The following is a 12,818-nucleotide window of genomic DNA, read 5'->3' as shown; positions in this document are numbered from 1 at the left end:
GGTGTGAGTACAGCGCTATATCGCAGGTATCGTCCCGATACGTTTGCCGACGTCATCGGTCAAGAGCACGTCACTGCTCCGTTGATGACGGCTCTGGAGAAAAACCGTGTCAACCACGCGTACCTTTTCTCGGGCCCACGCGGTTGCGGTAAGACGACCTCAGCACGAATTTTGGCTCGTTGCCTGAACTGCGAACAGGGTCCTACTCCTGTTCCATGTGGCACCTGCCCTAGCTGTGTTGAACTGGCCAACGGTGGCCCGGGTTCGCTCGACGTGATCGAGATCGATGCTGCCAGCCACGGTGGTGTGGATGACGCCCGCGATCTGCGTGAGCGTGCGACCTTCGCTCCAACGCGTGATCGCTACAAGATCTTCATCATCGATGAGGCACACATGGTGACCGCGGCAGGATTTAACGCCCTGCTGAAGATCGTTGAAGAACCACCGGCACATATCAAATTCATTTTCGCGACCACGGAGCCCGAAAAGGTTATCGGGACTATTCGTTCCCGTACCCATCACTATCCGTTCCGGCTGGTTCCACCCGAGGCACTACTGGCCTACTTGCAGGTTTTGTGCGAACGCGAAAATGTGGCGGTGGCCGAAGGTGTTCTTCCACTGGTCATTCGTGCCGGAGGTGGTTCGGTTCGCGACACCCTTTCGGTCCTGGACCAGCTCATGGCCGGTGCTCGTGAAGGAACCCTGGACTACGAAACTGCCATTGCGTTACTGGGATACACCCACTCAACGCTCTTGGATGAAGTGACGTTGTCTCTTCACGAGTCTGATGGGGCCGGACTATTTGGCGCCATTGACCGCATTATTCAGACCGGCTTGGATCCACGACGCTTTGTTGAAGATATTCTTGAACGCTTCCGTGATCTGATCATCGCCAAGGCTATGCCAGAAGGTCTGGAAAAGATTCTTCGTGGCGTTCCCGAAGACCAGTTGGAGGCATTGCGTCTTCAAGCTGGACTGGTTGGTGCTGGAGAGCTTTCTCGATGGGCCGATGTCACTAATAAGGCGTTGAGCGAGATGACTGGCGCCACTTCCCCACGTTTGCATCTGGAACTGTTGGCTGCTCGACTGATGCTGCCAGGTTCCGAGAACTCAGTATCTTCTTTTGCTGCCCGCTTGGATCGTCTGGAACGCCATGCGATGACCGGCGGCGAGCTTCCAGCTCTTGAGCAGGACGAAGCTGCAAGTTCCTCTGCGTCATTGGGGGCAACGCCAAATCCTGGTGCTGCACGTCAGGGTGCTGCCGCGGTACGTGAAGCACTGGCAGCGGCTAAGGCACGCCGTGAGGGTGTAGCGGCTCCGGCTCCGGTTCAACAGTCCCCTGTTGATGAAGTTCAGGAACCGGTAGAACAGCAACCCTCGCAAGGAGATGAGCAGGCACAGGTTGTGCAAGAACAGCGTTCTGAACAGCCTCAGCAGACTCAGCCGGAACCAGTTCGGCAGGAGCAACAACCAACGACTGACGATCCAAATGCGCCTCTAGATCCAGATGCACAGTCTTCACTGAATACTGGTGAAGCTGCCGATTGGGGCGCGACTTGGGGTCCGAAGGATGACAGCTACTCGGTAACCACCAAGGTTGAGCCTGGTCCAAGTGTGCCAGCCGCCCGGCCTGAGGGTGTTGCGCCATTTAGCTTGGTGCCGGATCCATCTAGCGGTGAAGACCTGTCATTTGGTACCGGCGTCTCCATCGATGATGTGAAGCAGAATCCTGCCATGGCGGAGTTCGCACGTAAGGCGGCCGCTTCGCGTACCCAGCAGCCATCGGCTCCTGCACCGCAGCAGCAAGCGCCCGCCGCACCTTCTGCACCATCGCCACAGCCGAATCAAGCAGAGATTGATGCGCAGCGTCAGTCCGCGCTGCAGGCTCGGGCCCAGCAGGAACGTGAGCAGCAAGAGCAGGCACAACGTGAAGCCCAAGAACGTGCCGCTCGTGAACAGGCTCAGCGCGAACAAGCCGAACAGCGCGAAGCGCAAGAACGTGCCGCACGCGAGCAGGCCCAACGTGAAGCTCAAGAACGAGCTGCACGCGAACAAGCACAACGCGAACAAGCCGAACAGCGCGAAGCACAAGAACGAGCTGCACGCGAACAGGCCCAGCAACAGCAACAGCAACAGCAACAGCAACAGCAACAGGCTTCTCCACAGCAGTCTCAGCAAGCAAGTGCTGGTGCCCCTGTGCAGAAGTTCCAGCAAGCTTGGCCAATGATCCTGCAACAGCTACAGGGCAACTCCCGAGTGCTGCATTCCATGGTGGCAACCTATGGTTCTGTCGCAGGCTTTGATGGGCGCACGCTCACTTTGGCCTTCAGCAACGCTGGCCCGATCGTCAACCTGCGAAATCGTCCAGACTTGATGAACACCTTGACTGGGGTTGTCTCGCAGTTCGCTGGTTCACCGATAGAAGTTGTACTCACCGAAGGCGGTTCCAACCCGGCTGGCGGTGGTTCCCCAAAAGGTGAGCGCCGGCCACTACCGGCGCAAACCCCAGCACCAACCAAGTTCACTAAGCCTGTAACTTCTGCTGGGGTTGCTGCGCGGGCTGCCGCGCGCGCACAAGCCGCCGCTCCAGCACCTGTTTCCAATGCTTCAGGCCCAGCAAAGCCGTCTGTGGCTCCACCGGTTGCACCACATTCAGGGACCAACGATGGCTATGTCAGCTCGTATGATGACGTGCCCCCGCCCTATGATGAGCCGTTCATGGACGAGCCGCCATTCCCTGATGACCCGTACTATTCGTCTGAACCAGTTGCTGTGCGTGAACCGGAACGGCAGCCAGCTGCTGTGCAACCCAGCGAGTTTCCCGCGCCAACTGCACAGCCTGCTGTCGCCGCCACCGAGCCACAACGACCCAGTGCGCCACGAAGTTTTGGCGGCCCACCGGTAGCACCGAAACCTCGCATGACTGCTGGGCTCAGTGCCCGTCAGGCCGAGGTTGGCACGCCCAATATTCCTCGCCCAGTCTCGGACACGCCCCTGCACCCGCAGAGCACCACGGACTCATTCCAGAACTTGGCTGTGCCAGAAACTGAAGAGCCCAAGTCGCAGGTCCAAGAACCGGTAGCCCCACGGCCTTCGGCCGCCGCCGAACCCGTGGCAACACCGCAGCCTCAGGCTCCAACCGAGGCAGAGGTCCCAGTACGGCAAGCTCCAGAACAGAGCACCCCTACGCCCGAAGCAGCACCCAGCTGGGGAACACCGCAGCAAGAGACTGCTCCCCCAAGCCAGCCGGTGACGCCAGTTGCCGGTCAGCGCATGAGCCGCTATCAGCAGCTGATGAATCAGGCCAAGAGCTCCGAGAGCACACCGGCCCCACCTCAGGCTGCTGGCGGGTGGGGTGGCCCCTCGCAAGCTCCTGCCGTTGCACAAAATCAGGAACCAGAAGAATTCGTCCCGAGCGATGACGATATTGAGGTTGAGGATTCAGCACTCATCGGCGTTCCTGCAGTGGAGCGCTTGCTCGGTGGCATGGTCATCGAACAGCGCGACGTCAACGGGAATGTAGTGGAAATCAAGCGGAGTTTGTAGCTCAAGCCACGGCATCATGTCGGGGTGAGACACTAGGGTGTACCACGGAACAATTTCTCGGTATCACAGCAAGAAAGAAAGAAGGCGCACGTGTACGAAGGTGCTGTACAGGAACTGATCGACGAGCTCGGTCGCTTGCCTGGCATCGGCCCAAAGTCGGCTCAGCGCATTGCTTTTCATATTCTTGATGCCGACGCCGAAGACATGACACGACTGGCCGCGTCCATCCAACTGGTCAAGGAAAAGGTCAAGTTCTGCGAGATCTGCTTCAACATCTCGGAGCAAGAGATCTGTGCCATCTGCCGGGACGAACGTCGCGATGGAACCAAGATCTGCATCGTTGAAGAGTCCAAAGACGTGATGGCTATCGAGCGTACTCGTGCATTTGGTGGCAAGTACCACGTGCTTGGTGGCTCCATTAATCCGTTGGCTGGCATCGGCCCGGAGCAGCTACACATTCGTGAACTGGTCACTCGTCTGGCCGATGAGTCCATTACCGAACTGATTCTGGCGACCGATCCGAACCTTGAAGGTGAAGCTACGGCCGTGTATCTGGTTCGCGCGCTGGCACCTTTGGGCATCCGGATCACTCGCCTAGCTTCGGGCCTTCCGGTGGGTGGAGATCTGGAATATGCCGATGAAGTGACTTTGGCACGCGCCTTTGAAGGTCGACGTACTGCCGGTTCCAATGCGTCCAATGCCCGACGTCCGGCCGTTGCCTCTGAGGAGCCCGAGGCTTCGCAGAAACCTGAGACCCCGGAAAATCAGGCCGCAGCCACTAAGCCCAAACTCTTCAAGGCCGTGGATCCGGCACAGGCCCCCAAGGATGAGGCACAAAGCCCATCACATCCGGTGGTTCCCGAGATGGATAACCACCGCAGCCGATAAACGCTTTCGAGCGAGCCTCGCATTTCCCTGATCAAAGGGAGGTGCGGGGCTCGTTTTTTAATACATCGGTGTGCAATGGAACACTATAGTTGATGAACGTCAACTATCGGCGTATAGTTGATATCAATCAACCATTCAGGCGTTCTGACCTGAACCTAATTTTTGGAGCTTTAATGACCGCAATCGCACCGGTCGCCAAGCCCAAGATGACGCACCGTGAAATTCTCACCGCCCTCACCGGCATTCTCATGGGCATGTTCGTCTCGATCTTGGCCAACACCGTAGTATCTAGTTCACTGCCCGTAATCGTCTCCGATCTGCACGGCAGCCAAACCTCCTATACCTGGGTCGTTACCGCAACCCTGCTGGCAACCACCATCTCAACCCCGATCTGGGGCAAACTCGCCGACCTCGGCAACCGTAAACTACTGCTGCAGATTTCGCTGGCGATCTTCGTGCTCGCATCCGCTGCCGCAGGATTCTCGCAGACCACCGGCTTCTTGATCGCCATGCGCGTTGTTCAGGGGCTGGCCGGCGGTGGCGTTGGCGCCCTGGCACAGATCGTCATGGCCGACTTCCTCTCGCCACGTGAACGCGGCAAGTACATGGGCCTGTTTGGTGCTGTGATGGCCGTCGGTACCGTGGGTGGCCCATTGATCGGTGGTTTTGTCACCGACACCATCAACTGGCGTTGGAACTTCTTCATCGCACTACCCTTTGCCATCGCAGCAGTTGCTCTGATTCAGCGCACTTTGCATCTTCCAGCCATTGCCAAGCGCAAGGTGAAGATTGACTACTGGGGCATCCTATTGCTTTCTGGTGGCGTATCCTTGCTGCTCATCTGGATGTCTCTTGGTGGCTCCCAATTCGAGTGGGCTTCAAGCACCAGCTTGATGATGGTCGCTGGCGCAGTAATTCTTCTAGCCGCCTTCATCCTGGTTGAAATCAAGTCTCCTGAACCACTGTTGAGCATGTCGCTGTTCAAGAACCGCACCTTCACTTTCGCCGTGATCGCCTCGCTGGCTGTCGGCGTTTCGATGTTCGGTACTTCGGTCTTCCTAAGCCAGTACATGATCATGGCTCGTGGCGCGTCAGCCACCATGGCCGGACTGATGACCTTCCCACTGATGGGTGGCCTGCTGATCATCTCCACCATCGGTGGCCAGATCATCTCGCGTACCGGCAAGTGGAAGCCACTGGTGGTCACCGGCTCGGTACTGATCGTTATTGGACTGTTCTTGCTGGGAACCATTCACTACGACACCAACTACGCACTGGTTGCTACGTTCATGTTCATCCTGGGTGCCGGCATGGGTCTAGTCATGCAGAACATGGTCTTGGTCGTGCAGAACTCCGTGGATGTTAAGGAACTGGGTGTTGCGTCATCCTCGGTCAACTTCTTCCGTACCTTGGGTGGTACCGCTGGTACGGCAGGCCTAGGCGCCATCTTGGCAGCGACCATTCCTAATATGATTGCTGACCGCCAGGCCGACTTGATGCAAGCTATCGGGTCGCTGGGTGAAAAGGGTCAGGCCGTTGCTCAGGTACTCTCCTCGGGCAACCTGCCAACCATTTCCACCCTGCCAGAACCGGTACGTGTGATTTTCGAGTCCATCTATGGTGACGCGGTACCATCGCTGTTCACCTTCGCAGCTCCACTGTCGCTGATCGTAGTGATCGCTGTCTGCCTCATTCCTAACCAGGTTTTGACCACCCAGACCGCTACCGAGCGCATGCAGGATATCGAAGCCGAGACCGAAAGTGAGACCACGGCTGCGACTTCCGGCCAAGAAAATGTTGACGCAGCAAATCTAGAGCAAGCTAACGTCAGCGACCATGCGCCCAGAACGGCGATGAAGTCGGCAGACAACTAGGATAGTTCACGTGGATATCACCAAAACGGATGCTTCTGAGTGCACTAAGGATCGAACAGACCGCTATTCACTGGCGGAACAAGAACTGTTTTCCTTAATGGCAGTCACCGGACGGTTCAAGCGCGAGATGGCGCATCGGCTTAACGGTCAATTGACCCCAGCCTATTTGCCGGTCCTCGGACTCATCTTGCGCAATGGTCGCATCACACAATCCGAAATCTGCGAGAAGCTACTGACCGACAAGGCGACACTTTCTCGCATGACCGCCAAGCTCGAAAAGCTTGATCTGGTGGTTCGTGAGGTCAACGCCGAAGACCGCAGGGCCTTCGACTTGCTCCCCACGGAACATGCAAAGCAGCGGTGGCACAGCGGCTTTGAAGAGTGGCGTGGTGAGCTTCGGGCACGCATGACCAATTGGGATGACCACGATTTGGACACACTAGTAGAACTGCTAGGCCGACTAAATCTGGAAATTCAGGCGATCTAGTAAGTTTTTCCATTACGGTGCGATAGGCCGGGCGGTACGGGAATCATCCCGTGCCGCCCGGCCGTTTCCTGTCTAAAGTTGCTTTGTTGTTTAGACTTCGATCATGGGAACTAAGAGCAGCAACACTTCGGCCATTGCCAAGGCCACCGGCACCCCGTGGGAAACCTGGAGCGCACGATTAGAGAACGCTAAAGCGGACGAACTAACACATAAAGAAATCGCTGAACTCGCGTTCACGTTCATGCCACCGGCGTTGGAGAACCCAGGTTGGTGGGCTCAATCGGTGGCGGTCGCCTACGAGCAACAAATTGGTCGCCGCCTGCCGGGGCAAGCTCAAGATGGCACCTTCCAAGGTTCGGTGAGTACGACACTCGCTGAAGACCTCGACGGTGCGCTAGCCCGCTGGGAAAAACAGGTCAGCGGCCTAAAGCTTTTTAATGGTCAGACCCTTGTTGAACCAGCGCGTACCAGCGCCTCTGAACGCTGGCGTTATTGGCGTGCCAGTTTCAGTGACGGAACCAAGGCCCAAGTGGACATTGGCCTTAAGGTGGATAAATGCTCGATAGCCATTAACATTACTAAGGCTAAAACTCCAGATCAGGTGTCTGAATGGAAGAGCTTTTGGCGACAAATCTTGGCAGAAATCAAGGCATAGCCCGTGATTTTCAACAACTCCCACTAATCTTTCTAGGCAATATGACCAATGTTTACCGTCATAAGTAGGAGATGTTGGCCCGTAGCTGTCACAATATTTATTTGGTAGGTGCCTCGCGTTGTGCTTTGCGCCAATAACGAGACACAGCTTTCAACAGGTGGAGTGAGTGCCCATGGGCCTAATTGTTCAAAAATTTGGCGGTTCGTCAGTATCAGATGCCGAAGGCATCAAACGTGTGGCGCGTCGAATTATTGACACCAAATCTCAGGGCCACGATGTCGTTGTAGTTGTCTCCGCGATGGGTGATACCACCGATGATCTTCTAGATTTGGCTGGACAGCTCACCGACGATGCACCAGCACGAGAAATGGACATGTTGCTTTCCGCTGGAGAGCGCATCTCTATGTCGCTACTGGCCATGGCCATCGACCAATTTGGTGAACAGGCTGCTTCTTTCACCGGTTCGCAGGCAGGTCTGATCACCGACTCAACCCACGGCAAAGCGCGCATTATGGAGGTTTCCCCTCAGCGTATTCGCCGTGCCATTGACCGCGGCTTCATCGCGATTGTTGCTGGTTTCCAGGGTATGAGCAAGGAATCCAAAAACATCACGACCATGGGCCGTGGTGGTTCCGACACCACCGCAGTGGCGTTGGCCGCTGCTTTGGGCGCCGATGTCTGCGAAATTTACACTGACGTAGACGGCGTTTACACCGCTGATCCACGTGTAGTTGCTTCGGCTAAGAAGATCGATAAGATCACCAGCGAAGAAATGCTGGAAATGGCCGCCAGCGGATCCAAGATCCTGCACCTGCGCTGCGTGGAATACGCACGCCGTTTTGGCGTGCCACTGCATGTGCGCTCTTCATTCAGCACTCACGAGGGCACTTGGGTGCTCCCGAACCCCGACGACAAAATCAAAATTCAAGAGGGAGAACCCTTGGAACAGCCAATCATCTCAGGTGTCGCCCACGACCACTCCGAAGCCAAGGTCACCGTCATCGGCGTGCCAGATATCCCTGGCAAGGCAGCCCAGATCTTCGGTGTTATTGCCGCCGCTCAGGCCAATATCGACATGATTGTCCAGAACATCTCTACCCGCGGTTCGGGTAAGACCGATATCTCCTTCACCCTGCCAATGACCGAAACCAAGAACGTGCTCGGCGCATTGACCACCGCTCAGGGCGAAATCGGTTTTGAAGATATCGAGCACAACGACGAAGTCGGTAAGCTTTCGCTCATCGGTGCCGGCATGCGCTCGAATCCAGGTGTCTCATTCACTTTCTTCGAAGCCCTGCACAGCGCTGGCGTGAACGTAGATATGATCTCCACTTCCGAAATTCGTATCTCGGTGGTCACCGACGCTGACAAACTGAACGATGCCGTACGCGCAATCCACACCGCGTTTGATTTGGATACCGAAGTCGAAGCCACCGTTTACGGCGGCACCGGCCGCTAAGGTTTCGCTCTACTAAAGATCGTGCTTGCGACACTAGATTTCTAGTGTCGCAAGCACGATCTTTTTGTCTTTCAGTATTCGTCTACTTCGTCGGCTCTAAGGTCTTGGAATACACCGTCTCCCCCAGGCCATACCTTGTTAAAGGATCACTAGACCGTGGGACGTCACTGGAGACGATTAGGCCGCTTTGTAACCCTCGCGGTCCAGATCTCACGCATCGACAGCGGGATAGCGCTCGCCCTTTACACCGCCCACCGGCGCACCTTACTGATGGCATCATTTGGCTGGTGGATCGCAAGTACCCGACCAAGAGTGAGAGCGTCTACGGATGGGTGTACCGCGGGGTTCATTCATACCAAGACACATGAGAACCAGCTTGCCTTCCTAGATCGTATGGACCTGCAACTTGCCGGGCACCGTGACAGGCTCAGGATCCTGGCCCTTTTCCAGATAAATCTTTGCGGCACCATTGAGCTGGTGGGCTACCGGCGATAAGCGCCCAACCAAGGTTCCCAAAGCGCTGACCCATGACGTCAGATTCATGGATACACTGTCTACCAGCCGGTTGAAGGGCCCAGCTAATGTCGGGTGCTAGAAGGGGATTTCGTGCGCACAACACGCAGTGGCCGTCCTGCTAGCAAGCGTGCACTCAATGCTCAGGGGCTTTCATGCTTTGCCTGAGTTGTTCTCTGGGCTTTTCTATAAACCCCAGCAATGCAAAAGCCCGTTCGTCTACATCTAGATCTGTCGTGGTTTCTGCCACGAACAGGAAATCAGCCACCATAATAATTCTTAAGATGCGAGTAAACAGAATGGCCACAGTTCCTGTCTGTGGCCATTCTTAGTCATTCAGCTACTCTCGCCGTTTCATCAAATTTGATAGTGACAGTTTGAGTAGAGCCATCGCTCGTCAAGATGTCGATCTTCTTCACAAGAGTGCCCCAGCGTGCTGTGACTTGCACACTACCTACTTTGTCTAGGGTGATTGACCCACCTCCACCCGAAGAAGGGATTTTTGTTTCTTCGCCATTGACTGTCGCTGACAGTTCCGCGGGAATGGTTGCAGAGAAGCACTCATCCCCTGAGCAGACATCCATGACCGCCTCCACTGAGATGGTCGACTTTACTCCGGGGTTTGTACAAGCGGCCAGCACTAAAGCAAGAGAAGTAAGCGCTATGGCCCGCCCCCAATTGCCTCCTAGCATCGATAAGACCCTGCTTGACTTGATTTCTGCCATAGGCTGCTGCTCGTATTCCATGAGATTCCGATTGACGACTTACCTATACTAAAGCCTGTCAGCTTCGTGGAGTCCTGCATGTCAGGGTTGAGTGAGACCAGTCCTTCATAGCAGCACTATTCACCCTGACAAACATGGATGGTCCAACGCTCTCAAGAGAGACTGAATCAGAATCCAACTGAGCAACATTCTTGCGTCAGTTGCATGCCTTAATTCATATTTTCAAAGACACCCGCTAGAATCCTGACACGATTTCCTGCGGCCCAGGCACGATCTTTTTGTCTTTCAGAATTCGTCTACTTCGTCGGCTCTAAGGTCTTGGAATACACCGTCTCCCCCAAGCCATTACGCAAGCTGACCGTGAATCGATCATGCTCGTCGAGATCCACATGTCCAAAGAATTGGCTCTTTCCATCACGTGGCGACTGATTAGCGACGGTACCTGCTAATGCGAAATCTACGCGGGGCCCAAAGGTCCCATCCATCTCGTTGGGACCGAATGAGCCAGCGTTAACCGGGCCGGCCACGAATTCCCAGAACTCATTGAAGTCGGTGAAGGCTGCTCGTTCCGGGGAATAGTGGTGCGCCGCGCAATAATGCACATCAGCTGTTAAGAAGACGACGTTCTTTATACGGCGGTCCTTGATGGCCTTGAGCAGACGCGCCAGTTCCAGCTCACGGCCCAGTGGAGCGCCATGGTCAGCGTTAGAAATGGACTCTTGGGCTTTGCCATCAGGAACGATAATTCCTAAAGGAAGGTCGTTGAGGACAACTTTCCAAGTGGCCTTCGACTTTTCTAAGCCATCAACCAGCCAATTCAATTGCTCTTCGCCGAAAATCGCAGTTTCTTTGGATTCCAGTCCTTCAGTGTTTTCGGACTTAAAGGTACGCATGTCCAAAGCGAACAAGTCCAACGCCGGGCCGCGGGAGATCTTGCGGTAAACACGCGCCGCTTCAAAGCCGTTTCCACCTCGCATCGCACGGGGATCAGCGATAGGTTGATATTCCTGCCATGCTTGGCGTCCACGAGCCGCTAAAGTGTTGATGTCACGCACCGTGTAGCGTTCATCGGTGATGGTCTCGCCCGGCCACCAGTTATTGTGTGTTTCGTGGTCATCCCACTGAGCAATGACCGGCACTTCGGCATACAACGCTCGTACGTTGGTATCCATCATGTTGTAGCGATGGCGTCCACGGAACTCATCCAAAGTTTCGGCAACTTTGGAGACTTCTTCGGTCACCAGGTTGCGCCAAATCTGACCGTCAGCCTCTTCGACCTCGGCCAGGATTGGTCCATCGGCATAGATCGTGTCACCGCTATGGACAAAGAAGTCGGGGTTGGTGGCGTGCATTGCGGCGTAGGCCCGCATACCGCCGATGTCCTCGTTGATGCCCCACCCTTGCCCGGCAGTATCTCCAGACCACACGAAACTTTGAGCACGGGATGCCTCGTGATTGCGCCTGCCGGTGTTTGACGGAGCTGTGCTGAACCAGCCCTGCTGGGTTTGACCAAGAGTTCCGTTTTCATCTTCGAAACCGATACTGACCGAGAAGCGTGTCCCTGCTGGCAGATTCGCAGCGCTAATTTTTGCCGTGAAATCACTCGACTCGGAAGCATGGGCACCACGCAGGGTGCGGGCAAAAGATCCACGCCCACGAATGATCTGGCCTGCTTCATCAACTGCTCGCAGCTGTGCTCGCAGTCGTCCTTCTCCCGAGCTTCGAGCCCAGAGGACTGCACTGTTGGTGGACACATCTCCCATAGAAAAACCGCTAGTGAGCCCCAATCGTGAACGAACCAGGCGCGGGCTACTTGATGCCAGCGCTGCACCTGTGGGGCCAACAAGACCGAGGGCTCCGGCGCCCAGAGCACCAGTGAGCAAATTACGACGCGAAATATTAGTCATGGGGTTCAGTGTTCATGGCCAAATCAGACTCTTCCTTGAGCTGAGATGAATACCAAGAAAATTGATGCTCTACGCCCATCGCTACCTGGACTAGGGCAGCTCCAGAACGAAAACCTTACTAGTTGGTTTTCGGTAAAGACTTGTGTTTTTCGATGCTTGAAGATTCAGCGTTGTGGAAAGCTTCCAGAGCCAAGAGTTGAGGCCACGTAAACCGACGGTCATACAGTGCTATTGAGTTTCACGAGACTACTCGTTATCAGTTGATTCGAATCCCTGAGTTTTTAGTAGATGCAGGATCGGAAACGGACGGCCCTCTCCGTCAACTTCTGAGCGGCCTATTTTCACGAATCCCTTTGCCGCATAAAACTTCCGTCCCGACGGATTCTGTTCATTGACGTCGACTCGTACGGCTAGTCGGCCTTCGATAACTGCACTAAGCAAGGCGCTACCAATGCCCAGACCTTGCATAACGGCGTCAACGAAAAGCATCTCAATAGTGTCGTTTTCAATCGCGATAAAACCCGCCAGTTGTCCGTCTTTCTCGGCGACGCGTAAGTCCGACATCTGAGGTAAGTACGTCGCCACATCTTGCTCGATAGCATCAATGTCTTCTGGGGTTAAGAACTCGTGTGTTGTTTCAACTGAGCGACGCCAGATCTCAAGCAGCTCAGGAAAATCGACATCAACGGCAGCGCGGATAGAAATCATTGATTCAGTCTAATAGGCACCACAATGCAGGCTGCGCCGAAGCGCTAGTCACGTAT

10 protein-coding genes are annotated in these 12,818 nt (G+C 55.4%); 6 read left to right on the top strand and 4 right to left on the bottom strand.

The annotated features are described in order from the left end of the window. Positions 1-3: 3 nt before the first annotated feature. The 6 genes from QMQ05_RS01890 (at position 4) to QMQ05_RS01865 (ending at position 8,909) form a co-directional block, all read left to right on the top strand. On the top strand, positions 4-3,546 hold the full coding sequence (locus QMQ05_RS01890) for a DNA polymerase III subunit gamma and tau (RefSeq protein ID WP_345472538.1): 3,543 nt from the start codon (positions 4-6) through the stop codon (positions 3,544-3,546). A 90-nt stretch (positions 3,547-3,636) separates the two neighbouring features. Beyond that, on the top strand, positions 3,637-4,434 hold the full coding sequence (recR, locus tag QMQ05_RS01885) for a recombination mediator RecR (RefSeq protein ID WP_345472536.1): 798 nt from the start codon (positions 3,637-3,639) through the stop codon (positions 4,432-4,434). Positions 4,435-4,607: 173 nt separating this feature from the next. Then, a complete protein-coding gene (locus tag QMQ05_RS01880) occupies positions 4,608-6,308 on the top strand; it encodes an MFS transporter (protein ID WP_345472534.1) in 1,701 nt (566 codons plus the stop codon). A 10-nt stretch (positions 6,309-6,318) separates the two neighbouring features. Continuing rightward, the gene (locus QMQ05_RS01875) at positions 6,319-6,795 is read left to right on the top strand and encodes a MarR family winged helix-turn-helix transcriptional regulator (protein ID WP_058256175.1); all 477 of its coding nucleotides are present in this window, start codon (positions 6,319-6,321) and stop codon (positions 6,793-6,795) included. Positions 6,796-6,898: 103 nt separating this feature from the next. Beyond that, positions 6,899-7,450, top strand: coding sequence for a hypothetical protein (locus QMQ05_RS01870; RefSeq protein WP_345472530.1), 552 nt, complete (start codon positions 6,899-6,901; stop codon positions 7,448-7,450). Between the two features lie 172 nt (positions 7,451-7,622). Then, positions 7,623-8,909: an aspartate kinase gene (locus QMQ05_RS01865; RefSeq protein WP_334121124.1), complete on the top strand. Its 1,287-nt coding sequence runs from the start codon at positions 7,623-7,625 to the stop codon at positions 8,907-8,909. A 384-nt stretch (positions 8,910-9,293) separates the two neighbouring features. Here QMQ05_RS01865 and QMQ05_RS01860 read toward each other — a convergent pair whose 3' ends face one another. The 4 genes from QMQ05_RS01860 to QMQ05_RS01845 all read right to left on the bottom strand — a co-directional run bounded on the left by QMQ05_RS01860 (position 9,294) and on the right by QMQ05_RS01845 (position 12,762). Continuing rightward, positions 9,294-9,452, bottom strand: coding sequence for a hypothetical protein (locus QMQ05_RS01860; RefSeq protein WP_334121123.1), 159 nt, complete (start codon positions 9,450-9,452; stop codon positions 9,294-9,296). 302 nt (positions 9,453-9,754) lie between these two features. Next, positions 9,755-10,147: a hypothetical protein gene (locus QMQ05_RS01855; protein WP_345472527.1), complete on the bottom strand. Its 393-nt coding sequence runs from the start codon at positions 10,145-10,147 to the stop codon at positions 9,755-9,757. A gap of 296 nt (positions 10,148-10,443) precedes the next feature. Further along, positions 10,444-12,054 (bottom strand): alkaline phosphatase D family protein, encoded by a 1,611-nt coding sequence (locus QMQ05_RS01850; RefSeq protein WP_345472525.1) that lies wholly within the window; start codon positions 12,052-12,054, stop codon positions 10,444-10,446. Positions 12,055-12,300: 246 nt separating this feature from the next. Further along, a complete protein-coding gene (locus QMQ05_RS01845) occupies positions 12,301-12,762 on the bottom strand; it encodes a GNAT family N-acetyltransferase (RefSeq protein WP_345472523.1) in 462 nt (153 codons plus the stop codon). Positions 12,763-12,818 lie beyond the last annotated feature (56 nt).

Origin of the sequence: Glutamicibacter sp. B1, from assembly GCF_039602135.1 — a bacterium.
In the GTDB taxonomy this organism is placed as follows: domain Bacteria; phylum Actinomycetota; class Actinomycetes; order Actinomycetales; family Micrococcaceae; genus Glutamicibacter; species Glutamicibacter ectropisis.
The sequence above is the reverse complement of the archived record's forward strand: the minus strand, read 5'-3'. Positions and strand labels throughout refer to the sequence as shown.

Bases quoted from the DNA above. Each gene is read 5' to 3' on its own strand.
- QMQ05_RS01880 (WP_345472534.1), top strand. From the start codon at position 4,608: ATGACCGCAATCGCACCGGTCGCCAAGCCCAAGATGACGCACCGTGAA.
- QMQ05_RS01870 (WP_345472530.1), top strand. From the start codon at position 6,899: ATGGGAACTAAGAGCAGCAACACTTCGGCCATTGCCAAGGCCACCGGC.
- QMQ05_RS01865 (WP_334121124.1), top strand. From the start codon at position 7,623: ATGGGCCTAATTGTTCAAAAATTTGGCGGTTCGTCAGTATCAGATGCC.
- QMQ05_RS01860 (WP_334121123.1), bottom strand. From the start codon at position 9,452: ATGAATCTGACGTCATGGGTCAGCGCTTTGGGAACCTTGGTTGGGCGC.
- QMQ05_RS01855 (WP_345472527.1), bottom strand. From the start codon at position 10,147: ATGGCAGAAATCAAGTCAAGCAGGGTCTTATCGATGCTAGGAGGCAAT.
- QMQ05_RS01850 (WP_345472525.1), bottom strand. From the start codon at position 12,054: ATGACTAATATTTCGCGTCGTAATTTGCTCACTGGTGCTCTGGGCGCC.
- QMQ05_RS01845 (WP_345472523.1), bottom strand. From the start codon at position 12,762: ATGATTTCTATCCGCGCTGCCGTTGATGTCGATTTTCCTGAGCTGCTT.